Below are 22,610 nucleotides of genomic sequence, written 5' to 3' on the forward strand. Positions count from 1 at the left end.
CCTGGGGTTGGGGCAGCCGTCGCAGGCGCCACCCCCCGTGGCCTGACGTTCCGATGCTCCTGCGGCAATTGACTGGGGCACTTTGAAGGCTGCGCCGACTGCTCCAGCTGAGCCGCTGCAGCAGGTGGGTGCCTACATCACCAACATCAGCGACATCGACCTGATGGATGACCAGTTCTCCATCGAACTGCTGCTTTGGACCATGTGGCATGGGGACCAGGATCAGAACCCCAGTGATCAGTTGCGCGTCCTCAACGGCATCTACAACGGAGATATTCAGCGCTTTGAACGGATCCGCCGGGATCAGACGGATGGTCACAGCTGGAGCCTCTACAAGGTGCGTTCACCGGTGGTGAAGCGCTGGCGCCTGCAGCGCTATCCCTTCGACGACCAGCTCCTCCACGTTCAGATCGGTCTGGATGATCCTCTGCAGCCGGTGAATCTGGATGTGGTGCCCAAGCAGCCCTTCAGCGTGACTCCCAGCCTGCTGCTGCCGGGTTGGACCCTGAAGGATCCGACGGGTTATGCCTCCAGCATCAGTCTGATGAATGATCTGGGCCGTCCTCTCGCCGACGGTGTCGCTGTACGTCGGCAACCCACCGTGTCGTTTGACCTGCCGATCCAGCGACGCAGCCTGCTGTTCGTCGCGCCCGATTTCCTGGGTTACCTATTGGCGATCGGCCTTTGCTGCATGAGTCTGCTGATCACCCGTAGCCGGGATGATCTGATCCTCGCGGCGGTGGTGTCCGCCGGCGGTAACTACGTGTTCATTGCCGGCAATCTTCCGGTGACGGCGATGACGGGCTTCATCGGCAATCTGCAATTGATCATTTTTCTGGGGATTCTTTATGTCGTTGCTGCTGATGAATTGATCGACAATCAACTCAGTCTGATTAGTACCAGGTTTGCCAAGGGGCTGCGGGTGCTGTTGCTGCCTAGTTATGTGGCGATGACCTTGCTGGGGATCTGGTGGATCATTCCATGACGCAAACGAATGCGCCCCACCCATCCGATTACTGGACATTGTTGACGTCCGGACTCACCATTGTCATTGCTCTGGTGGGCGCATTGTTGATTCTACCGCGTCTGAGTGAACGTCGGCTCAAGATCGACGATCAATCCATTCTCACTGCAACCGAAGTGCGATCTTTGCCTGCGGGAACCCTCGCGGTGGTCTTGGATCGTTCGCCAGGCGAGGACCACAACGATTTCAAATATCGACTGCTGGAGCTGATGCTCAAGAGCAGTGGTCGTCCGTTCGCCCTTGGGCTCAGCGAAGTGGTGATCGCACAGGATGAAGCCGTTGCGGCATTGGAACAAGACGTCGCCAGCTCCAGCCGCAATCCCTTTGCCTTGAGCGTTGGGGTCTACGGGGCTGGCGTGGATCTGAACCGGCGTCTGCGACCGGTGCCCATTCCCGTCACCGGAGGCATCCTCGGCCTGCGCAGCGGTTGGACCCATCGGAGTTAGATCGCGCGACTGGCCACGATCCGAACCCGGCAGGATCTCGAGGACATCGTTCTGCTCCAGGGGCTGGGCTGGAGTGATGTGGACATTTTTGATGCGGCGGGCCTGCGCACCTTCACCGCACGCTCGGAAGATCTGTTCCGTCTGGTGGATCACCAACGGGTGCAGTTGTTCCCTAGGGGCATTGCAGAGTTGGAGCGGGAGGCGCAGCTGATGGCGTCATCGACATCGGACACTGCCCTGGATCCACATCTGCTGCTTGCTTATCCCTTCGCCGGCTTCTTTTATGTCAGCCCTAACAATCAACTGCTGGCGGATGCGATCCAAACGGGGTTTGAACGGGCGATTGCTGATGGCTCCTATCAGCGGTTAGTGGAAGAGCTGATTTTCAGCCCCTGGTTGCGCCGCACGCTCGTGCTCAAGAATCGCCGTGTGATCGTTCTGGCCAATCCGGTGGCGGCTGATGTTCTTTCCGCGGTGGACAGTCGCCATTGGATCGTGCCCTGGCCTGAGCTGTTGAACGGGGAGATCGAGACCGGAGAGCAGTTGTGTGCTGCGCAAAAGTTGAAAGCTCTTTGTTCTTGAAACGGATGTGAATCTGATTCCCGTAATTGATTGAATTTCAATATTTTTGTGTTAGGTAATCAGGTAAATATGTTTTTCTGGCCATGCAAGTCGTCGGGTCTTAAGTTGTCAAAGATGGTGGAATTCACGGGTAAATACGATATAAAGTTATTAAGCCAGGGCTGATAGTTGCCCTTGTTTGTTAGAAGCCGATGACCTGACTTGAACAGGCGACCCACGCTTTACGAAAGCGTTGCTCTACCGGCTGAGCTACATCGGCGGTAAAAGCAATTTAACATTTGAGACTGTGCATTGCCGCCGTTTTGGACGAGAACCCAACATCACGGAAAGAATTGGACCCGGCGTTGCGGGACCGTTTGATTCGTGAATCACGCACCCCCTGGCGGGGACTCCGGCGTTTGGTCTGGTTCGCGTTGTTCGCTTCCGCAGGCCTGGGACTGTTCACCATGCTCTTCCGTGCCTCCGCTGGCGACAGCGTCGAGATCTCCGACTTCGGGATCCAGGGGGGTGCTCTCCTCCTCTTCAGCAGTCTGCTCTGGTTCGACCGCAGCCGTGATGTCGATGTCGATCAGGGCGGAGGCGACGGCTGAGTCGTCATCGCTCGTTGTTAAGTCGATGGATGCTGTGTCTTCCGGGAGATCGGAAGTTGGTTCCTGATCCGGCGCGTTGGTTGGCTCCGGTTCCGTTTCGTTGGTTGGTTCCGGAGTGGGCGAGGGGGTCGGTTCCACTGGCTCCGGCCAGGTCAGGGGGGCGAATCGCAGGACCTGAAGGCCAAAGCTGGTGCGTTCCTGCCGAAGCTGATCAAGGCTCCACGGTTCAGCGGCGGAGTCGTTCTGTGGTGCTTGGACCAGCAGGAGCACCGCCTGCACCAGTTGCTGGATCTGCCAGACTAGTAAGGCCAACAGTGGCGCCGTCAGCAGCAAGCTCACCAGTCGTGAGCTGTCCTGCAAAGGCGAGAATTCGTGGATCATCCCTGCAGATTCATCCAGCCACCACAGCAGCGGTAGCAGCAGAACAGTGCAACCCACCAGCGCTGAGCGGCTTCCCCATTGGCTCTCGGAGGCGCTGAGCCTCAGCTGATCGCTGCTGCGAGATGCCAATGGAAGGCGCAGCAGCAGCAGGGATCCCCAGTCCGCCGGACGTTTCCACAGCGCGATAGCAGGCGCCACAACGCCGACTCCCCAGATCAGCAGACGCTCCACGATCGGCACAGGGCCTGGATCCGCCCCTGCCAAAAGGAGGCGGATCTGCAGCAATTCCAGGGGGATCACGCCGATGGCCAGGCACTGAAGCCAAAGCAGGGGTTCGCGGTGGGATTGCACGGCGGAACGGTGCCTTAGGTGGTGAGTTTGCGGCGCTGGGTGACCATCTTGAAGGCCTCAATCCGGTCGCCGTCTTCCCAGTTGGCAAAGCGATCGGTGCCGACACCACACTCGAAGCCGGTGGCCACCTCCTTGACGTCGTCCTTGTTGCGGCGCAACGAGTCGAGGTCGCCGTCGTACACCACCTGGGAGCCGCGATGGACACGCACCTTGCAGTTGCGTTGCAACTTGCCGGTGGTGACGTAGCAGCCCGCAACAGCGCTCTTACCAATGGTAAACACCGCCCGCACTTCGGCTTCGCCGAGGGCTTCCTCCACCAGTTCGGGCTCCAACAAGCCCTCCATCGCCAACTGGATGTCCTCCAGCAGCTTGTAGATCACGTCGTAATCGCGCACATCCACGCCGGTGGCATCTGCTGCCTTCTTGGCGCCCGAGGCCATCGAGGTGTTGAAGCCAACGATCACGGCGCCGGAGGCGGCCGCCAGGTCGACGTCTGTTTCGGTGACCTCACCCGGTGCCGAGAGCAGCACACGAACCTGGACCTCGTCCTTGGGCAATTGTTCAAGGGAGCCAAGGATTGCTTCCACAGAGCCCTGGACATCCGCCTTCAGGATCAAGTTCAGCTCCTTCAGCTCGCCTTCATTGGCCTGACCTGACATCGCTGTGAGCGACACCCGGCGCGAGGCCATCTGCTGCGCCAGGCGTGTGGCGCGTGCATCCGACGCACGATCTCCCACAACAGCCCGTGCCGATTTCTCGTCGGGATACACCTCGAATTCGTCGCCAGCGGTCGGAACCTCGCTGAAACCGAGAGCCTCAACGGCAAACGAAGGACCAGCCTCTTTGAGACGTTGGCGGTTGTCGTCGACCATGGCTCGCACCTTGCCAAGCACCGGCCCGGCCGCCACGACATCGCCGGTCTTGAGGGTGCCGTTCTGCACCAGCAGTGTGGCCACAGGACCCTTGGCCTTGTCGAGGTGAGCCTCGATCACAGTGCCGCGGGCCAGGCGATCCGGATTGGCCTGCAGGTCTTCCACTTCGGTGACCAGCAGGAGCATCTCCAGCAACTTGTCGATGTTCTCGCCCTTGATGGCGCTCACCGGCACCATCACCACATCGCCGCCCCAGTCTTCCGCCAGAAGGTTCTGCTCGGACAGCTCCTGCTTCACCCGGTCAGGGGAAGCCCCTTCCTTATCGATTTTGTTGATCGCTACCACAATCGGTACCTCTGCAGCCCTGGCGTGGCTGATGGCTTCCAGCGTCTGGGGACGCACGCCGTCGTCAGCGGCGACTACCAGAACGGCCACATCCGTCACCTTGGTGCCGCGGGCCCGCATGGCCGTGAAGGCTTCGTGGCCCGGGGTGTCGAGGAAGGTGAGCTTGCGCGCTTCGTCGTTGTGGTCGATCTCGACCTGATAAGCACCGATGTGCTGGGTGATGCCGCCGGCCTCGCCGGCAGCCACCCGCGCCTTGCGGATCGCATCGAGAAGGCTCGTTTTGCCGTGGTCGACGTGACCCATGACCGTGACCACGGGTGGACGACGGATGAGGTGTTCCTTGTCGGCCTCTTCGATCATCTCGACGGTCTTTTTGGCCGCCTCCTCCACGTCGTCCTGGAGCACCGGCACGCCGAATTCTTCGGCCACCGTCTCGATGGTGTTCATGTCCAGGGTCTGGGTGACCGTGGCAATGATTCCCTTGAAGAACAGAGATTTGATGATCTCGGAGCTTTCGACACTGAGCATGTCGGCGAGCTCCTGCACCGTGAGGTTGTCCTCCGGAACGATGAGCATTTCCGGCCGCACCTGCTTGGCCTCGCGGGCAGCGCGCAGTTCCATCGCCCGACGCCGCTGGCGTTGACGGGTGGTTTCCTTCTTCCGCTTCCGCATCGCCGCCATCGGCTTGGGAGCGGCCTTTCTCTGCGACTTCGGCTTGGCGGGGCGAGCCAGGCTGGCGGACAGGACCATGGCTTGCTGTTCGCCGGCGAATCCTCCGGTTTCAGCGGTCAGCGCATCGTCGTTCTCGCCGATGATGTGGACCTTCTGGCGCTGCTTCTGTGGCGAACGGCTGCGCAGGGCTTCCAGCTTGGCGCTGTCATCCCAGTCCGGACGTCCAGGCGGCGTTGACCGCCGGGGGCACCGGGACGGAAACCCCCCGGGCGACGCGGTGCGGTTGGGGGTGTGGGCCGGGCCACCGGTGGCGTGGCAGTTCCGGCACCGTCGCCAGCTTTGGTGGGGGCATCGGGTCGGCGGGGGGCAGGCGCCGCGGGGCGTCCAACGGGCTTCTGAAGTTGCATGAGCTCGCCCGGTGCCACGGGTTTGCGCATGCCGCTTGGCATGCCAGGGCGTTGCGGGCTACCGGCACCGGGGCGTGTTGGTGGGGCCGGACGACCGCCGCTTCCAGTGGAACTGCCGTCCCGGCGGATGGGCTTGCCCACCAGCTCCAGGGTGTTGCCGCCGCTGCGGGCCGGAGCGCCGGGTCGTGTCGGACGCCCAGGACTGCCGGGACGCTGAGGGACACCGGTTCCGGGGCGTTGCGGTGCACCAGCTCCACTGCGGGTGGGTGCACCGGTGCCTGGACGTCGTGGAACAGGCTTGCCCACCAGCTCAGGGCGAGGTGTGGGGCGCGTGGGTGGCCCCGCTTTGACGGGTGCTCCTGGACGCGCTGGTGCTGGAGCCCCTGGACGGGTTGGAGCACCGGGGCGAGGTGCTGATCCGGGGCGGGAAACGATCTGTGGCTTCTGGCCAGCGCCTGGCGTTGGGCGGCTGGGGGCAGCTGCAGGCCGAGGTTTGGGTTGATCGGCTGAGGGACGCGCGGGTGCTGGACGGGCCGGAGCCGGTCGTGCCGGGGCTGGTTTGGCGGCAGCGGGTTTTGCTGGCGCGGGTTTTGCGACCGTTGGCTTAGCAACCGTTGGCTTAGCAACCGTTGGCTTAGCAACCGTTGGCTTGACGACTGTTGGGCGAGCAGGTGGAGCCGTTGGTTTCGACGGCGCAGAAGCCGTGGCGGGCGTGGCCGGCTTCGGCTTGCTGACGACCTCAGGTTTGGCCGGCTGAGGACGCGGTGGCGGAGCGGCGGCAGGCCTCGGCACTGGTTTGGCCGGTGCTGCTGGGGCCGCTGCCCTCGCTGGTGCTGGACGGGCCGGTGCTGCTGGGGCTGCAGGCTTCGCTGGTGCTGCTGGCTTAGACGCTGATGCTGCAGGCTTGGCTGGTGTTGCGGGTTTCGCCTGAGCCGGTGCCGGTTTGGCGGGAGCCGCTTTTTTGACCGACAGGATCGCCTTGCCAGGAGCTGGTTTGGCCGGTGCAGGGGCAGACGCTTTGCTGCCGTTGCCTTTCGACTTCAGCAGGCTGCGGATCTGTCCGGCTTCGGCGTCACTGATGGAGCTGCTGTGGCTCTTCGCTGCGATCGAAAGCTTCTCGGCCGCATCCAGCACGTCCTTGTTCTCAAGGCCCAGGTCCTTGGACAACTCGTAAATTCTGACTTTGCCGCTGCTGGTCATTCAGGTCGGATCTCCGGTCGGGCCGGGCACGGTGTGCCGCGGTGGCCACACGCAATGTGGAGCCAATGTTCAGTTTGCCTCAGCGGTCACGTCCGTTGCATTACGGAGCCGCTGTTCCAACGCTGCGAGGACGTCATCGGGCACCTGACATCGCAGGGCTTTCTGAAGTCGTTTGCGGCGCCTGGCCTCCTCGAGGCATGCCTCGCGTTGACAGAGGTAGGCCGATCGGCCCATCCCCCCGTCAACACGGACCCCATCCTGATGGTCTCGGATCACCCTCCAGAGGGAGCGGCGATCCAGAAGCTGGCGGCATGCCACACAACGACGCAGGATAGGGTGTTGACTCACCGGGCAACCTCGCCGTCGTCCTCAGGGGCAGGTTCCTCGCTGGTCGGCTCCTCTCCGGGCATCTCTTCAGAAGCGGTGGCCTCGGTTTGCTCGCTTTCGCCCAACTGGTCTCCCTCCACGTAATCCTCATCGTCTTCAGGCAGCGGATAGAGCTCCCGCAGGCGAGCATCTTCTTCGGCCCGTGCGGCCTGCTCAGCAGCCAGCCGTTCCTCCGCTTCCATCTGCAGCGCCTCTTCCTGTTCCCGTTGAGAGATCAGTTCGGCAACCACGGCGTCTTCCGCGGACTGGTCGTACTCGGTGGAGTTTTTGATGTCGAGTTTCCAGCCCGTCAACCGTGCCGCCAGCCGCACGTTCTGCCCTTCACGACCGATGGCCAGGCTGAGTTGGTCGGGGGGAACCAGCACATGGGCGTGCTGACCGACAGGATCCACCAGGCGAACCATTTCAACCCGCGCCGGACTGAGGGAGTTGGCGATGTACTGGCCGGGGTCCTGGGACCAGCGGATCACATCGATCTTCTCGCCGCGCAGTTCGTTCACCACCTGCTGAATGCGTGAACCGCGGGCGCCGATGCAGGCACCCACTGGATCCACTTCCCGTTCGATGCTGTCCACCGCCACCTTGGTGCGGGGGCCGACGGACCGTGATGGTGGGTTGGCTTCCCTTGCCACCGCCACGATCCGGACCGATCCCTCCTGGATTTCGGGCACCTCGTTTTCAAAGAGGTAAACGACCAAACCCGCATTGGAGCGGCTGACGAAAAGCTGCGGGCCGCGCCGCGGCACCTCGCTCACCTCTTTGAGGAACACCTTGAAGGTGGCATTGGCGCGGTAGTTGTCGTTGGGTAGCTGATCGCGGCGAGGCAGTTCGGCTTCCACTTCAGGCCGGCCCAACCCTGAGCTCACGGCCATGATCACGGATTGACGCTCAAACCGAATCACCCGTGCGGTCAGCACAGGGTCTTCCAGATCGGCGAACTCCTCCTGGATCATGCGGCGCTGTTGATCCCGCAGCTTCTGGGCCAGCACCTGCTTTGTGGTGGCAGCCGCCATGCGGCCGAAATCCTCCTTCTCCGGAGTGACGTCAAGCACCACGGTGTCGCCCTCCTGGGCGTCGTCCGCCACCTGCATCACCTCCTGCAGGGCGATCTGGTGGTCTTCGCTTTCCACCTCCTCCACGATGATTTTGCTCGCCAGAACCCGGTAGCCCTCTTCCTCCAGGTCGAGTCCGACATCGAAATTGCTGAAATACTCCTCGTCAAAGGGGTCTTCGCTGATGCCCAAATACATGGTGCGCCGATAACGCTCATAGCCCTTCAGCAGGGCTTCGCGCAGGGCTGCTTCCACCACCTGAGGCGGCAACTTCTTCTCTTCGCTGATGTCGTCGATCAGGTTGCTGAGGCCTGGAAGCAGAACGAGAGCCATTGGGTCGAGGTGTCAGAGGTGATGAAAAGCTGTTCGGTTCGACTGGTTACGAGCCGGGACTTGTGAGGCGGACACTGAGCACGTGATCGCGGGGCAGGCGTTTGATCCGGCCGCGGATGTTGATCTGCAGCGTGTCCTCGTCTCGCTCCAGCAGCAGCCCTTCCAGCCGCTGTTCCGTGTCATCCCTGTCGCGATGCACGACTTCCACGGGGAAACCCCGGAAGGTCTGGAAGTCGCGATCGCTGGACAGAGTCTCCCCGATCCCGGGACTGCTGATCTCCAGAACATAGGCCTCGGTCAGCAGCTGGGCGCTCTCAAGGGCCTCTCCAAGGGTTCCACTGAAGCCGGCGCAATCATCCATGTTGACGTCAACACCGTTGCTGCGGCGGATGTGGACCTCCAACGTCATCGGGGCCAGATGCGTGAGCAGCTGGATGCCGCAGAGTTCAAAGCCCTGATCTGCGGCCACGGATGTGGCCAGGGTCTCGAGTTCAGGAAGCAGGGGATGCGGCAATGGAAACTGAGGTCGGGCCAGCCCGACGTGCATTCAGTTGTGGCCGATCTCCCTCGGGAGCTGCGCGTCGGACACAAATTCAATGTATCCGACGGCCTGACGAACGTCAGCTCTTCGGCAGGTCAATGGATGGTGCATCGGGGAAGGCGTCACCCTTCTGCTCAACACCCCTAAGCTCGGGATCCTGATTGATGCACTGGCGATGTTGATCAGGCGTTTTAAGGTACTGGCAGACCCGGCTCCAAAGCTTGCTGCGGGTCCCTTTCGGACCATTGCTGAACTGAACGGCATCCAGCGTTCCGCCATTGGATTCAATCGACACCTGGCAGAGAGGGCAGCGAAGGATCTCCGGTGTGGCGGTCACGGTTCAATGGCAAAGCACGACGGGACACTAATCAGTGCCCCGTCTGTTGCGCTGGTTAATCAGTTGCAACCTTGAACGGAAATGCGGTAACTAAAACCAGTGGCTTTCGGGTCTTTGTTGGCCCCAATTTTGAAGTTCACCTGGCTGATGCTTTTGCCCTGAACCTGTGAAAAGGGCCCGAACATGCGGCCGGTGCCCAGTGGAGGCTGCAGCTGCTCATCCACAACCTTGAGGTTGCTGCCGTCACTGAATTTGAGGAAGACTTCGATCGGGTAGCTGGTGGAGTCGCTGGAATCGGCGGTGAAGAACAGCTTGAAGCTGCTGTAGGGCCGGTCCACCACGAAATCGGTGTTCCAGTTTGTGCGTCCGACTGTGTTTCCGATCAAACCCTTGGGGCGCTGCACTTTCTTTTTCACGATGGCTTCGCCACCGCCAACGGGCTTGAGAAATGTGCAGGCCGCTTCTGAGGTGACGGGAGCCAGCAGCAGCAGAGCAGTGCCGCTGAGCAGTGAGATCAAGCGAGACATGGATCGATTCAGTGGGTTGGTTGGTGGGTGAGCGGAGGTCCGGCTTCGAAGCGTTCCAACAGCACCTGAACAGGGATCTGGGTGCCGAAGCGGCAGGCGTTGGTCTCGCTGGAGGCGAGGCTGCCGTGTTCCCAAAATTTGTTGCTGCCGTTTCCGCCACCGCAGAGGCCGAAGTATTCACAGCCGTTGTGGCAGGTCTCCACACCGCGGCTCATGTTCGTGAAGAGGCGCTGGAACTGATCGGTCTGGGTGGACTCCACCAGGGACACGTCCTTCAGGTTTCCCAGGTTGAAGGTGCCGTAGCGATCGCTTGCTACCGACAGGAGCTCAGGGTCGAAGGTGGAGAAGTTGCCCTGCCAGTCGACGCTGAGGATGGAGAAGGGGCGGTTCAGTTCGTTCTGGGTCATGCGTTGGTTTCCCTGGATCAGGCTGATCACCTGCTGGAACTCGCGCAGAACCACGGGATAGCCGTCCTGTTCACTGAGGTGCCAGAAGGCCCTCAGAAAATCGCGGTACTTGGCTTCCATGGCTGAGCCCTGCATGGAGGAGCTGGTGTGAATGCCCTCCTGCTCTTCCACGTTGAAGCCGACATCGTTGATGCCGTGATCGCGGAAGAAGCGGTACATCAGCTCCGGCTGCTCCATGGCATCGGCGGTGAGCACCGAAATGCAGTGGAAGGGCACATTGTTGCGATGCAGAGCTTCAATCCCCTTCATCGCCAGGGCGTGGGAACCGCGCCCGTTGCGGAAGCGGCGGTGGGCGTCGTGAATCTCTTCAGGACCATCCACGCTGATGCCCACCACGATGCGGTTGGGGTGGAAGCAATCGCACCAGGCGTCGTTGATCAGCGTGGCGTTGGTCTGCACGTGCTGGGTGAACTCCAGCCCTTCGGCACCACGCTCAGCAAGGCTGCACTGCAGGATTACCGTGGCCTCGTCGTACCACCCCGTGGGCAATGTGAGGGGTTCGCCGGCGTGCCACACCAGCGAAAACTCGGGGCCGGCGTAGGGGCTCTCGAGGATGCGCTGCACCAGTAAAGGCAACAGCTCGAGATAGAAGACCCGTTTCTTCTGCCGATCAGGCAGATAGCAGTAGGAGCAATCGAGATTGCACAGCGAGGTGGATTGCACCACCACCAGACCGATGGGCCCGAACCGGTTGAGGTCGGGCCCAGATTTCAACGAACTGATCACCAGTTGACGAATCCGCCGCCGCCGTTGCCCCAGGCACCGCCGCCGTTGCCCCAGGCACCGCCGCCGTTGCGCCAACCACCGTGGTAGCCGCCATTCCCCCAGGTGTTACGGCTGTTGCTCCACTTATTACCGCCTTTGCCGTTCTTCCATTTTCCACTGCCGTAGCTGTTGCTGAATTTGTGGCCGCCGCCATTGCCCCACTTGCTCTTGGCCACCAGTTCACCGTCGTTGTCGATGGTCTTCAGCAGGGAGCTCCAATCACCGTTGCGAACGGAATCAATGCGGGCCTCGATGCTGTTGTTCAGCTGATCAGGTGAGCTGTACGTCGCGCTGGCTTCAGCGGTTTGGCAGAGAACGGCGCTGGAAGCAATGAGGGCCTGAAAAGCGATGAGCGAACGGTTCATGACAAAGGAAGAAGTGATGTTGAAAGGCTTGTGTCGAGGTGTTTGTTCAGCTCCCCGGTTCAACCGAGGTGGAGATTTCTGCGGTGATGCTCAGAATCAGTCCGTAAAGCGACGTGATCCCTGCGCGCGTCAGTCCCACGCTGCTGTCTGGACCGATCCAGCGATCCACCATCTCGCGCGTGCCGGCATCGCCATCCATTTAGGCCTGCATCATTTGGCCAATGGCGATGTTGGCCTGCGACAGGAGCTTGCCGTTGTTCTGGCCCACGACGCAGCCAATGCCGGAACGTCCATAGGGGCGGAATGGCAGCAACGCAGTTGTATCTGTGCTGCTGTTGGCAGCGAGCCACAGCGTTCCACCTCCGAGGATTGGAACATCTCCATCGTTGTACGCACTCAGCGCTTCAGCAGGTGTGTCAAAAGCTTTAAACGTGGCCTCCGGAACCACGCTTTCCAAAACCTTCGCTGAGGCACTGTCACGAGCAACACCAATTGTTTTGTCCTTCAGCGAGTCCGGAGTTCCATTGACGGTGGTGTCGTTTCAGGTCAACAACCGGGTTCCTCCAACACCAAAGGGGAGGCTGTAGCTCAATTGGGAGGCACGCCCCCAGGTGAATGCCACACCGCAGGCGATATCTGCTTTTCCGGTTGCCACCGCATCGATACCGTCCGTTATGGATGAAGCCACCTGATAGGTGACTTCGGAGCGACCGGATTGCATGCGGACCTGCTCGAGCACGTCAACGCCGAAGCCTTCGTAACCGGCATCGGTTTTGCTGAACAGGGGCTTGACGTCTTCGAAAATCACCGCTTTGAGCTCTGCTGCGGCGGGCTCTTCAGCGGATGTCTTGGATGATTCGGGTTGTCCGGTGCAGGCTGAAAGGAGGGCTAGAGCTCTTAAAGCACAGACGGCGCCAACGCGCATGGAAACAATGCCACTGGATTTTCTTAGCGACCAAACGCAAGCTGCACTGTTTTTTGAATAACTGCCGTCCGATCCGGACCATCGCTCGATTCCTTTACAACGGGGTAACGAATGACGTGCCGCTGATGTTGAAACGATGGTGCCGAGTGCTGTGCATCGGGTTGATGCTGTTGATCGGCGTTCAACCGGCTGTGGCAGTGGAGCACAGCTTTGTGGCCGATGCCGTTAAAAAAGTTGCCCCAGCTGTCGTGCGGATCGACACCGAACGCACAGTGGAGCGGCAACCTTTTGATCCGACCCTGATCGACCCGTTGCTGCGCGATCTGCTCGGCGATCAGCCGGTTGGTCAGGAGCGCGAGCGAGGGCAGGGTTCCGGCGTGGTGATCGATCCCGATGGCCTGGTGCTGACCAATGCCCACGTGGTGGATCGGGTGGAAACCGTGAGCGTCACGCTGGCGGATGGTGACCAGCTGGATGGGCGTGTGGTGGGCACGGATCCTGTGACCGACCTCGCCCTGGTTCGCCTCGACACAAGCGCTCTGCCACCGCAGGCGCCCCTCGGAGACTCCGAAGCGATGCAGGTGGGCGACTGGGCCATTGCCCTCGGCACTCCCTACGGCCTGGAACGCACAGTGACCTTGGGCATCGTCAGCAGCCTGCACCGCAATATCAACAGTCTCGGCTTCTCCGACAAACGGCTTGATCTGATCCAGACAGATGCCGCTATTAACCCAGGCAATTCCGGCGGACCGTTGGTGAATGGTGACGGCGAGGTGATCGGTATCAACACACTGGTGCGCTCAGGCCCCGGCGCTGGTCTCGGCTTTGCGATCCCGATCAACCTGGCGCGTCGGGTCGCTGATCAGCTGCTTCAGGATGGTGAGGTGGTGCATCCCTACATCGGACTGCAGCTGGTGGGACTGACCGCTCGCATTGCCCGTGAGCACAACCGCGATCCCAACGCCCTGGTTCAACTTCCCGAACGCAATGGTGCCCTTGTTCAGAGCGTCCTGCCGGACGGACCCTCCGACAAAGCGGGCCTGCGTCGCGGTGATCTGGTGATTGCTGTTGATGAACTGCCCGTCGAGGATCCTCAGGCCTTGCTGGAGGTCATCGATGCGGCCCGGGTTGGCAGCCCCCTCCCCTTGAAACTGCTGCGCAATGGCCGCGAGATCAGTCTGTCAGTGAAGCCGGCCCCCTTACCGGGTCTGGCCTGAAACCCTTGCTACGGTCGCGCCCAACCAATCCGGTTCGATGGCCGATCTCCAGACCCAGATGAAGCAAGCGGTGGCCGATGCCGCCGTCGAGCAGATCAAGGACGGCATGGTTCTGGGTCTCGGGTCCGGTTCCACGGCTGCCCTAATGATCAAAGCCCTCGGGGCAAAGCTGGCCAGTGGTGAGCTGAAGGACATCGTTGGTGTCACCACCTCCTTCCAAGGTGAGGTTCTTGCCGCTGAGCTCAACATTCCTCTGCTCAGCCTCAATGCGGTGGATCGCATCGATTTGGCCATTGATGGCGCCGATGAAGTGGATCCAGGCTTTCAACTGATCAAAGGCGGCGGTGCCTGTCACGTTCAGGAGAAGCTGGTGGCGGCTCGCGCCGATCGGTTCGTTGTGGTGGTGGATTCCACCAAGCTCGTGGAGCGGTTGAACCTGGGATTTCTGTTGCCGGTGGAAGTATTACCCGGTGCCTGGCGTCAGGTTCAGCAGCAGCTGGCAGCTCTCGGCGGCAAAGCCGAACTGCGCATGGCCCAGCGCAAAGCTGGTCCGGTGGTGACCGATCAGGGCAATCTCGTTCTCGATGTGACGATGAACGGAGGGATTTCCGATCCGGCGGCACTGGAATCAACGGTGAACAACATTCCCGGTGTTCTGGAGAACGGCCTGTTCGTTGATCTCGTTGATGAGGTGCTGGTTGGTGAGATCACCGATGGGTCTGCGGGGGTTCGCAGCCTGGAGAAGCGGCTCAGCTGAGCCGCTTGCGGACGGACTCCGCATGGCTGTGCAGTCCTTCGCTTTCCGCCAGTTCACACACCGCTGAGGCGGTGGCATCCAGAGCTGCACGGTTGAACTGGATCATCGAGGTGTGGCGCATGAACGTCTCCACGCTGAGGGCACCGCTGAACCGGGCCGCGGCGCATGTGGGCAACGTGTGGTTTGGCCCAGCCAGGTAATCGCCAACGGCCTCCGGTGACCAGGGGCCCAGAAAGATGGCTCCGGCATGTTGGATCCGATCGGCCAGGGCCTCCGGACGCTCAACCAGCAGCTCCAGGTGCTCGGGAGCAAAGCTGTCACTGAGCTGGGCGCAGGTCTCGAGGTCGTCACAGACCACCACCAACCCCCAATCTCGAAGCGAGGCTTCGCAGATCTCGCGGCGGGGATGATCCTCCAGCTGTTGTGCGATAGCGCTGCTGATCCCATCAGCGAGCTGGTGTGAGGTGGTGATCAGCACGGAGGAGGCAAGGGGATCATGCTCCGCCTGAGCTAGCAGATCGGCCGCCACCTGCTCCGGTTGGGCGCTCTGGTCAGCGATTACGAGAACTTCGCTGGGACCAGCCAGCGAATCGATGCCCACCTGGCCGTAGACCGCCTGCTTGGCCAGGGTGACGTAGATGTTGCCCGGGCCGCTGATCACGTCCACCTTGGGAACGCTTTCAGTGCCGAAAGCCATCGCAGCAATGGCCTGAGCGCCACCGATGCGCATCACCGTGTGAACGCCGGCCAGATGCGCGGCTGCGAGCACGACGGGATTCACTTGACCATTGGACCCGGCGGGGGAGCAGATCACAACCTGTTCAACGCCCGCCACACGGGCCGGGACAGCATTCATCAGAACGGTGCTGGGGTAAGCAGCCCGTCCACCGGGCACGTAGAGACCTGCCCGCTGCACCGGTCGCCAGCGCCGTCCCAACTGCTCGCCGTGAGCCCCTTCCATCCGGATGTCCTCCGGACGCTGCCGCTGGTGAAACTCGCTGATGCGGCGATGGGCCAGTTCCAGCGCATCGCGCAGGTTCTCCGGCAGGGCCTTCCAGGCTTGTTCGAGCTGGTGTTTGGGGACCGCGACTGGATCGGGCCGGAATCCGTCGAAGCGTTCCGTGAAGTCGCACACGGCAGCATCGCCCCGTTCACGAACCGCCTTGAGAATGACGTCGACCCGGCCCTGAACATCCTTTTGTTGGCTGGTCTGGGTCCGGCGCGTTAACCGTTGCAACTCAGCCTCAGCCTGCTGTCGATCCCGGACGCAGCGCAGAGGGAAGGCCAGAGATCGGCTCTCGGACAAGACGTGTATTAATAGTCGATTCGCACAAGCTATAGCCCGGACTGATCACCAGCTGAGGAGTATGGTGTTGGATTGTTCGCAACGTTTCAGCCTCAGTGGCCAATAACCAAGCAGCGAAAAAGCGGATTGAGATCGCTGAACGCAACCGCCTTCGCAACCGCACCTACAAGTCCGCCCTGCGCACCCTGATGAAGCGTTGCTTCGTCGCCTGCGAGGCGTACAGCAAGGAACCCGGAGACGCAGCCAAGGCCACCGTCTCAGCCTCGATGAATGCTGCTTTCAGCAAGATCGACAAGGCCGTGAAGGTGGGTGTGCTGCATCGCAACAACGGCGCCCATCAAAAGTCTCGTCTCAGCGCTACGGTCCGCCAGGTTCTCGAGCCCTCCAGCTGATCGACCAAAGCCGGCAGAATGGGGGCTGAAAGCGCGTTTTAGCCCCCTGTGTCGTCCATTCCAACGTTGATTGACAGTCACTGTCACATCGTTTTTAGAAACTTCGACGACGACCTCGATGAGGTGGCCTCCCGCTGGCGGGAAGCAGGGGTCAAGGCCCTGTTGCATGCCTGCGTGGAGCCGTCCGAAATTCCTGCGATCCGGGCCCTGGCTGATCGCTTTCCTGAGATGCGCTACTCCGTGGGGGTTCATCCCTTGGATACGGAGCACTGGCGAGACGACACGATTGCGGTGCTGAGACGGGCGGCGCTGGCAGACAAGCGGGTCGTTGCCATTGGCGAACTGGGGCTCGATCTGTTCCGTGACAAGAACCTCGAGGAACAATTGCAGGTGCTCCGTCCGCAGCTGGACCTGGCGGTGGAGTTGGATCTGCCGGTGATTATTCATTGCCGTGATGCCGCTGAGCCGATGCTCAACGAGCTGCGTGCCCGCGTTCCCGAAGGCCTATGCCCACGTGGGGTCATGCACTGCTGGGGCGGGACGCCCGACGAAATGGACGGCTTCCTGGAGCTCGGGTTGTACATCAGCTTCAGTGGCACAGTCACTTTCCCGAAGGCAGTCCCCACCCATGACTGCGCGCGTCAGGTGCCTGAGGATCGCTTTCTGGTGGAAACGGATTGCCCATTCCTGGCGCCGGTGCCCCGGCGGGGTAAACGCAACGAACCGGCTTTTGTGGCGTCGGTGGCCAACCGGGTAGCTGAACTCCGCGGCGTCGATCTCGACACGGTTGCGGCCAGCAGCACCTCCAACGCCCGTCGTTTGTTCGGTCTTCCCTAACTGGGGTGGAAAGCATGCGAGGGTGATGTGTAAGATGTTGTATTGGCCTGGCCATGGATCCGGTTCGCCGAATCCGTGGAGCCCGAAGCGTCCATTCCCTTCCGGTGCACTTGTCGTCGTCAGCTGATCTGACCCTCGATCTCTGAGCTCAATTGCGGCGCTGCCGGTCCCTTCATCGGGACGGGCAGCCGCCGCTTTTGCTGTGTCGGAGCGATGTGGTTGCGCTGATGGTGTTCGTCCAGGTCGTGTCCCTTTCGTCCTCTCTGCCGGTCCCCGCATGAGCAGCAGCGCGATTCAGGTCGCCAAGACCGCCACTTATCTCCCCGATCTGGTGGAGGTGCAGCGGGCCAGCTTCAAGTGGTTCCTGGATCTGGGCCTGATCGAGGAGCTGGAGAGCTTCTCCCCCATTACCGACTACACCGGCAAGCTGGAGCTGCATTTCATCGGTAGCGAGTACCGACTGAAGCGCCCTCGTCACGATGTGGAAGAGGCAAAACGCCGTGATGCAACCTTTGCGTCGCAGATGTATGTGACCTGCCGCCTGGTAAATAAAGAGACCGGTGAAATCAAGGAGCAGGAGGTCTTCATCGGTGAACTGCCGCTGATGACCGAGCGGGGCACCTTCATCATTAATGGTGCTGAACGCGTGATCGTGAATCAGATCGTGCGCAGCCCCGGTGTCTATTTCAAGGATGAAATGGACAAAAACGGACGACGTACATACAACGCCAGCGTCATCCCCAACCGCGGTGCCTGGCTGAAGTTCGAAACCGACAAGAACAGCCTTCTCCACGTCCGCGTCGACAAGACCCGCAAGATCAACGCCCACGTGCTGATGCGTGCCATGGGTCTGTCAGACAACGACGTGCTCGATAAGTTGCGTCACCCGGAGTTCTACAAAAAGTCGATTGATGCCGCGAATGATGAGGGCATCAGCTCGGAAGACCAGGCCCTGCTGGAGCTTTACAAGAAACTGCGTCCTGGTGAACCACCCTCGGTGAGTGGCGGTCAGCAGCTCTTGCAGACCCGCTTCTTCGACCCCAAGCGCTACGACCTCGGCCGGGTTGGTCGCTACAAGATCAACAAAAAGCTCCGCCTCACCATCCCCGACACGGTGCGCACCCTCACCCATGAGGACGTGCTCTCCACCCTCGACTATCTGATCAACCTCGAACTGGATGTCGGTGGCGCCAGCCTCGACGACATCGATCACCTGGGCAACCGCCGTGTTCGTTCCGTGGGCGAGCTGCTGCAGAACCAGGTGCGGGTGGGCCTCAACCGCCTCGAGCGAATCATCAAGGAGCGGATGACGGTCGGCGAGACCGATTCGCTCACCCCGGCGCAGCTGGTGAACCCCAAGCCACTGGTGGCGGCGATCAAGGAGTTCTTCGGCTCCAGCCAGCTGAGCCAGTTCATGGATCAGACGAACCCTCTGGCAGAGCTGACCCACAAGCGCCGCATCTCTGCCCTTGGACCGGGCGGTCTCACACGGGAGCGCGCCGGCTTTGCTGTCCGTGATATTCACCCCTCCCACTACGGCCGTCTCTGCCCGATCGAGACGCCGGAAGGCCCCAACGCCGGTTTGATCAACTCCCTGGCCACCCACGCCCGGGTGAATGAGTACGGCTTCATCGAGACCCCGTTCTGGAAGGTGGAGAACGGAGTGGTGATCAAAGACGGTGATCCCATCTACCTGTCTGCTGACCGTGAGGACGAAGTGCGGGTGGCCCCTGGTGACGTCGCCACCGAATCCGATGGACGCATCAAGGCCGATCTGATTCCTGTTCGCTACCGCCAGGACTTCGAGAAGGTGCCGCCTGAGCAGGTGGATTACGTCGCCTTGTCTCCGGTTCAGGTGATTTCGGTCGCGGCTTCCCTTATTCCCTTCCTGGAGCACGACGACGCCAACCGCGCCCTGATGGGGTCCAACATGCAGCGCCAGGCTGTGCCCCTGCTGCGTCCTGAGCGTGCCCTGGTGGGGACCGGTCTCGAGACCCAGGTGGCCCGTGACTCCGGCATGGTGCCGATCTCAAGGGTCAACGGCACCGTGATTTTCGTGGATGCCACCGCCATCGTCGTTCAAGACGAGGACGGCCAGGAGCACACCCATTACCTGCAGAAATATCAGCGCTCCAACCAGGACACCTGCCTCAACCACCGTCCGATCGTTCGTTGCGGCGATCAGGTGATCGTTGGTCAGGTGATGGCGGATGGCTCCGCCTGCGAGGGCGGTGAAATCGCCCTGGGTCAGAACGTGCTGATCGCTTACATGCCCTGGGAGGGTTACAACTTCGAGGACGCCTTGCTGGTGAGCGAGCGTTTGGTCACGGACGACCTCTACACCTCGGTGCACATCGAGAAGTACGAGATCGAAGCCCGTCAGACCAAGCTCGGACCGGAGGAGATCACCCGCGAGATCCCCAACGTCGCTGAGGAGAGTCTCGGCAACCTTGACGAGATGGGCATCATCCGCGTCGGTGCCTTCGTTGAGAGCGGCGACATCCTGGTGGGCAAGGTCACGCCGAAAGGCGAGTCGGACCAGCCGCCGGAAGAGAAGCTGCTGCGGGCGATCTTCGGTGAGAAGGCCCGCGACGTTCGCGACAACTCCCTGCGGGTGCCCGGTACCGAGCGTGGACGTGTGGTCGACGTACGGATCTACACCCGTGAGCAGGGGGATGAACTGCCTCCCGGCGCCAACATGGTGGTGCGGGTCTATGTGGCGCAGCGCCGCAAGATCCAGGTGGGCGACAAGATGGCCGGGCGCCACGGCAACAAGGGCATCATTAGCCGCATCCTTCCCCGGGAGGACATGCCCTACTTGCCGGACGGCACCCCCGTTGACATCTGCCTCAACCCTCTGGGTGTTCCGAGTCGGATGAATGTCGGTCAGGTGTTCGAGCTGCTGATGGGCTGGGCTGCATCCAACTTGGATTCCCGGGTCCGGATCGTGCCGTTTGACGAAATGCATGGTGCCGAGATGTCGCAGGAAACCTGCGAAGCCTTTCTCAAAGAAGCGGCCAAGCAACCAGGTAAGGCCTGGGTGTACAACCCCGACGACCCCGGCAAGCTGGTGCTGCGTGACGGCCGGACAGGTCAGCCCTTCGACCAGCCTGTGGCCGTGGGCTATTCACACTTCCTCAAGTTGGTGCACCTGGTGGATGACAAGATCCACGCCCGCTCCACCGGTCCCTACTCCCTGGTCACTCAGCAGCCCCTGGGTGGTAAGGCTCAGCAGGGCGGTCAACGTCTTGGTGAGATGGAAGTGTGGGCTCTCGAGGCCTATGGCGCTGCCTACACCCTTCAGGAACTGCTCACCGTCAAGTCCGACGACATGCAGGGTCGCAACGAGGCGCTCAACGCCATCGTCAAGGGCAAGCCGATCCCCCGCCCCGGCACGCCGGAATCCTTCAAGGTGCTGATGCGCGAACTCCAGTCCCTGGGTCTCGACATCGCGGTGTACACCGATGAAGGCAAGGAGGTGGATCTGATGCAGGACGTGAACCCACGCCGCAGCACTCCAAGCCGTCCCACCTACGAATCCCTCGGCGTCGCGGATTACGACGAGGACTGACGGACCGAACGGATCAAAACGACTGACACCCCTTCCTCCAACCGCCGTCCATGACCAACAGCAACCTCCGCACCGAGAACCACTTCGACTATGTCAAGATCACCCTTGCATCACCCGAACGGGTGATGGAGTGGGGCCAACGCACCCTGCCCAATGGTCAGGTGGTTGGTGAGGTCACCAAACCGGAGACCATCAACTACCGGACCTTGAAGCCCGAGATGGACGGGCTGTTCTGCGAAAAGATCTTTGGTCCCTCCAAGGACTGGGAATGCCACTGCGGCAAGTACAAGCGCGTGCGTCACCGCGGCATTGTCTGTGAGCGCTGTGGTGTGGAGGTCACCGAGAGCCGGGTGCGTCGTCACCGGATGGGTTTCATCAAGCTGGCAGCACCGGTCTCTCACGTTTGGTACCTGAAGGGTATTCCCAGCTATGTGGCCATCCTTTTGGACATGCCCCTGCGGGATGTGGAGCAGATCGTTTACTTCAACTGCTATGTGGTGCTGGATCCCGGCGACCACAAAGAGCTGAAGTACAAACAGCTGCTCACCGAGGACGAGTGGCTGGAGATCGAAGACGAGATCTATGCCGAGGAATCGGAGATCGAGAACGAGCCTGTGGTGGGCATCGGTGCTGAGGCGCTCAAGCAACTGCTCGAAGACCTCAATCTGGAGGAAGTGGCTGAGCAGCTGCGTGAGGAGATCAACGGCAGCAAGGGCCAGAAGCGGGCCAAGCTGATCAAGCGTCTGCGAGTCATCGATAACTTCGTGGCCACCAGTGCTCGTCCTGAGTGGATGGTGCTGGATGTGATTCCGGTGATCCCGCCGGATCTCCGCCCGATGGTGCAGCTGGATGGTGGTCGTTTCGCCACCAGTGATCTCAACGATCTCTACCGGCGGGTGATCAACCGCAACAACCGTCTGGCCAGGCTTCAGGAAATCCTGGCCCCCGAAATTATCGTCCGCAACGAGAAGCGGATGCTGCAGGAGGCCGTCGACGCCTTGATCGACAACGGTCGTCGCGGTCGCACCGTCGTCGGCGCCAACAACCGTCCGCTGAAATCACTTAGCGACATCATCGAGGGCAAACAGGGTCGCTTCCGTCAGAACCTGCTGGGCAAACGGGTCGACTACTCCGGTCGTTCCGTGATCGTGGTGGGTCCAAAGCTGAAAATGCATCAGTGCGGCCTGCCGAAGGAGATGGCGATCGAGCTGTTCCAGCCCTTCGTGATCCATCGCCTGATCCGACAGAACATCGTCAACAACATCAAGGCGGCCAAGAAGCTGATTCAGCGGGCCGACGACGAGGTGATGCAGGTGCTGCAGGAGGTGATCGACGGTCATCCGATCATGTTGAACCGCGCCCCGACTCTGCACCGTCTCGGCATCCAGGCCTTCGAACCGAAGCTCGTTGATGGTCGCGCCATTCAGCTACACCCGTTGGTCTGCCCCGCCTTCAACGCCGACTTCGACGGTGACCAGATGGCCGTGCACGTGCCCCTGGCGATCGAAGCTCAGACCGAGGCCCGCATGTTGATGCTGGCCAGCAACAACATCCTGTCGCCGGCCACCGGTGAGCCGATCGTGACCCCGTCCCAGGACATGGTGCTCGGTTCCTACTACCTCACGGCTCTGCAGCCTGGGGCTGAACAGCCTGAATTCGGTGATCGCAGCCGCACCTACTCAAGCCTCGAGGATGTGATCCATGCCTTCGAAGACACCCGCATCGGTCTGCACGACTGGGTCTGGGTGCGTTTCAACGGCGAAGTCGAAGACAACGATGAGCTGGACGAGCCCATCAAGAGCGAGACCCTCAGCGATGGCACCCGTATTGAGCAGTGGACCTACCGCCGCGATCGTTTTGACGAAGACGGTGCCCTGATCAGCCGTTACATCCTTACCACGACCGGCCGGGTAGTGATGAATCACACGATCATCGGCGCGGTGGCCGCCGCCTGAGTTCTT

At 61.2% G+C, this 22,610-nt stretch carries 21 protein-coding genes, 1 tRNA gene and 2 pseudogenes; 10 read left to right on the plus strand and 14 right to left on the minus strand.

The window, feature by feature from the left end; translation table 11 throughout:
- Positions 1-82: 82 nt before the first annotated feature.
- From TX72_RS02895 to TX72_RS14655, 3 genes are all read left to right on the plus strand, one after another.
- On the plus strand, positions 83-985 hold the full coding sequence (locus TX72_RS02895; RefSeq protein ID WP_011127460.1) for a hypothetical protein: 903 nt from the start codon (positions 83-85) through the stop codon (positions 983-985).
- Positions 982-1,470, plus strand: a complete 489-nt coding sequence (locus tag TX72_RS14650; protein WP_011127461.1) for a hypothetical protein — start codon at positions 982-984, stop codon at positions 1,468-1,470. Before TX72_RS02895 ends, TX72_RS14650 begins: the two co-directional genes overlap by 4 nt.
- 78 nt (positions 1,471-1,548) lie before the next feature.
- The gene (locus TX72_RS14655) at positions 1,549-2,052 is read left to right on the plus strand and encodes a hypothetical protein (protein ID WP_011127462.1); all 504 of its coding nucleotides are present in this window, start codon (positions 1,549-1,551) and stop codon (positions 2,050-2,052) included.
- A gap of 186 nt (positions 2,053-2,238) precedes the next feature.
- Here the strand turns inward: TX72_RS14655 and TX72_RS02905 are convergent.
- A tRNA-Thr gene (locus TX72_RS02905) sits at positions 2,239-2,311 on the minus strand.
- Positions 2,312-2,450: 139 nt separating this feature from the next.
- On the opposite strand from TX72_RS02905, the gene TX72_RS14105 reads away from it, so the two are divergent.
- Entirely contained in the window at positions 2,451-2,642 is a 192-nt protein-coding gene (locus TX72_RS14105) for a photosystem II assembly family protein (RefSeq protein WP_353616583.1), read from the plus strand.
- Positions 2,643-2,810: 168 nt separating this feature from the next.
- Here the strand turns inward: TX72_RS14105 and TX72_RS14660 are convergent.
- The 12 genes and pseudogenes from TX72_RS14660 to TX72_RS14970 form a co-directional block, all read right to left on the minus strand.
- A pseudogene (locus tag TX72_RS14660) lies at positions 2,811-3,374 on the minus strand (low-complexity tail membrane protein); the annotation flags it as partial.
- A gap of 14 nt (positions 3,375-3,388) precedes the next feature.
- A pseudogene (gene infB / locus TX72_RS13105) lies at positions 3,389-6,870 on the minus strand (translation initiation factor IF-2).
- Positions 6,871-6,939: 69 nt separating this feature from the next.
- Positions 6,940-7,218 (minus strand): YlxR family protein, encoded by a 279-nt coding sequence (locus TX72_RS02925; protein ID WP_011127466.1) that lies wholly within the window; start codon positions 7,216-7,218, stop codon positions 6,940-6,942.
- Positions 7,215-8,642 (minus strand): transcription termination factor NusA, encoded by a 1,428-nt coding sequence (gene nusA / locus TX72_RS02930; protein WP_011127467.1) that lies wholly within the window; start codon positions 8,640-8,642, stop codon positions 7,215-7,217. The genes TX72_RS02925 and nusA overlap by 4 nt, the downstream gene beginning before the upstream one ends.
- A gap of 46 nt (positions 8,643-8,688) precedes the next feature.
- Positions 8,689-9,156, minus strand: a complete 468-nt coding sequence (gene rimP / locus TX72_RS02935) for a ribosome maturation factor RimP (RefSeq protein ID WP_083810651.1) — start codon at positions 9,154-9,156, stop codon at positions 8,689-8,691.
- A 106-nt stretch (positions 9,157-9,262) separates the two neighbouring features.
- Positions 9,263-9,520: an NblD family protein gene (nblD, locus tag TX72_RS02940; protein WP_225867730.1), complete on the minus strand. Its 258-nt coding sequence runs from the start codon at positions 9,518-9,520 to the stop codon at positions 9,263-9,265.
- 59 nt (positions 9,521-9,579) lie between these two features.
- Positions 9,580-10,047: a hypothetical protein gene (locus TX72_RS02945; protein WP_011127470.1), complete on the minus strand. Its 468-nt coding sequence runs from the start codon at positions 10,045-10,047 to the stop codon at positions 9,580-9,582.
- A gap of 8 nt (positions 10,048-10,055) precedes the next feature.
- Positions 10,056-11,228: a cyclophane-forming radical SAM/SPASM peptide maturase GrrM/OscB gene (gene grrM, locus TX72_RS02950; RefSeq protein ID WP_011127471.1), complete on the minus strand. Its 1,173-nt coding sequence runs from the start codon at positions 11,226-11,228 to the stop codon at positions 10,056-10,058.
- An 8-nt stretch (positions 11,229-11,236) separates the two neighbouring features.
- Positions 11,237-11,644 (minus strand): GrrA/OscA1 family cyclophane-containing rSAM-modified RiPP, encoded by a 408-nt coding sequence (gene grrA / locus TX72_RS02955; protein ID WP_011127472.1) that lies wholly within the window; start codon positions 11,642-11,644, stop codon positions 11,237-11,239.
- Between the two features lie 46 nt (positions 11,645-11,690).
- Positions 11,691-11,843, minus strand: a complete 153-nt coding sequence (locus TX72_RS14110) for a hypothetical protein (protein ID WP_158305716.1) — start codon at positions 11,841-11,843, stop codon at positions 11,691-11,693.
- Positions 11,844-12,101: a hypothetical protein gene (locus TX72_RS14965; protein ID WP_011127473.1), complete on the minus strand. Its 258-nt coding sequence runs from the start codon at positions 12,099-12,101 to the stop codon at positions 11,844-11,846.
- A gap of 84 nt (positions 12,102-12,185) precedes the next feature.
- The gene (locus TX72_RS14970) at positions 12,186-12,569 is read right to left on the minus strand and encodes a transporter substrate-binding domain-containing protein (RefSeq protein ID WP_011127474.1); all 384 of its coding nucleotides are present in this window, start codon (positions 12,567-12,569) and stop codon (positions 12,186-12,188) included.
- Between the two features lie 164 nt (positions 12,570-12,733).
- Between TX72_RS14970 and TX72_RS02965 the strand changes: the two genes are divergently transcribed.
- Entirely contained in the window at positions 12,734-13,786 is a 1,053-nt protein-coding gene (locus TX72_RS02965) for a trypsin-like peptidase domain-containing protein (protein ID WP_083810652.1), read from the plus strand.
- Positions 13,787-13,823: 37 nt separating this feature from the next.
- The gene (rpiA, locus tag TX72_RS02970) at positions 13,824-14,543 is read left to right on the plus strand and encodes a ribose-5-phosphate isomerase RpiA (RefSeq protein ID WP_011127476.1); all 720 of its coding nucleotides are present in this window, start codon (positions 13,824-13,826) and stop codon (positions 14,541-14,543) included.
- Here rpiA and hisD read toward each other — a convergent pair.
- Positions 14,536-15,849, minus strand: a complete 1,314-nt coding sequence (gene hisD, locus TX72_RS02975; RefSeq protein WP_011127477.1) for a histidinol dehydrogenase — start codon at positions 15,847-15,849, stop codon at positions 14,536-14,538. The genes rpiA and hisD overlap by 8 nt on opposite strands.
- 95 nt (positions 15,850-15,944) lie before the next feature.
- Between hisD and rpsT the strand changes: the two genes are divergently transcribed.
- The 4 genes from rpsT (at position 15,945) to rpoC1 (ending at position 22,604) form a co-directional block, all read left to right on the plus strand.
- Complete coding sequence (rpsT, locus tag TX72_RS02980; RefSeq protein ID WP_011127478.1) at positions 15,945-16,241, plus strand: 30S ribosomal protein S20; 297 nt, start codon at positions 15,945-15,947, stop codon at positions 16,239-16,241.
- A gap of 48 nt (positions 16,242-16,289) precedes the next feature.
- Positions 16,290-17,078: a TatD family hydrolase gene (locus tag TX72_RS02985; RefSeq protein ID WP_011127479.1), complete on the plus strand. Its 789-nt coding sequence runs from the start codon at positions 16,290-16,292 to the stop codon at positions 17,076-17,078.
- Between the two features lie 277 nt (positions 17,079-17,355).
- The gene (rpoB, locus tag TX72_RS02990; RefSeq protein WP_011127480.1) at positions 17,356-20,649 is read left to right on the plus strand and encodes a DNA-directed RNA polymerase subunit beta; all 3,294 of its coding nucleotides are present in this window, start codon (positions 17,356-17,358) and stop codon (positions 20,647-20,649) included.
- A gap of 50 nt (positions 20,650-20,699) precedes the next feature.
- Positions 20,700-22,604, plus strand: coding sequence for a DNA-directed RNA polymerase subunit gamma (rpoC1, locus tag TX72_RS02995; RefSeq protein WP_011127481.1), 1,905 nt, complete (start codon positions 20,700-20,702; stop codon positions 22,602-22,604).
- Positions 22,605-22,610 lie beyond the last annotated feature (6 nt).

Source organism: Parasynechococcus marenigrum WH 8102, assembly GCF_000195975.1.
In the GTDB taxonomy this organism is placed as follows: domain Bacteria; phylum Cyanobacteriota; class Cyanobacteriia; order PCC-6307; family Cyanobiaceae; genus Parasynechococcus; species Parasynechococcus marisnigri.

What these genes read in the sequence shown, in the direction of transcription:
- TX72_RS14650 (WP_011127461.1), top strand. Translation starts at nt 982, where the DNA reads ATGACGCAAACGAATGCGCCCCACCCATCCGATTACTGGACATTGTTG.
- nusA (WP_011127467.1), bottom strand. Translation starts at nt 8,642, where the DNA reads ATGGCTCTCGTTCTGCTTCCAGGCCTCAGCAACCTGATCGACGACATC.
- TX72_RS02945 (WP_011127470.1), bottom strand. Translation starts at nt 10,047, where the DNA reads ATGTCTCGCTTGATCTCACTGCTCAGCGGCACTGCTCTGCTGCTGCTG.
- grrA (WP_011127472.1), bottom strand. Translation starts at nt 11,644, where the DNA reads ATGAACCGTTCGCTCATCGCTTTTCAGGCCCTCATTGCTTCCAGCGCC.
- TX72_RS14110 (WP_158305716.1), bottom strand. Translation starts at nt 11,843, where the DNA reads ATGGATGGCGATGCCGGCACGCGCGAGATGGTGGATCGCTGGATCGGT.
- TX72_RS14970 (WP_011127474.1), bottom strand. Translation starts at nt 12,569, where the DNA reads ATGCGCGTTGGCGCCGTCTGTGCTTTAAGAGCTCTAGCCCTCCTTTCA.
- TX72_RS02965 (WP_083810652.1), top strand. Translation starts at nt 12,734, where the DNA reads ATGCTGTTGATCGGCGTTCAACCGGCTGTGGCAGTGGAGCACAGCTTT.
- rpiA (WP_011127476.1), top strand. Translation starts at nt 13,824, where the DNA reads ATGGCCGATCTCCAGACCCAGATGAAGCAAGCGGTGGCCGATGCCGCC.
- rpoB (WP_011127480.1), top strand. Translation starts at nt 17,356, where the DNA reads ATGAGCAGCAGCGCGATTCAGGTCGCCAAGACCGCCACTTATCTCCCC.
- rpoC1 (WP_011127481.1), top strand. Translation starts at nt 20,700, where the DNA reads ATGACCAACAGCAACCTCCGCACCGAGAACCACTTCGACTATGTCAAG.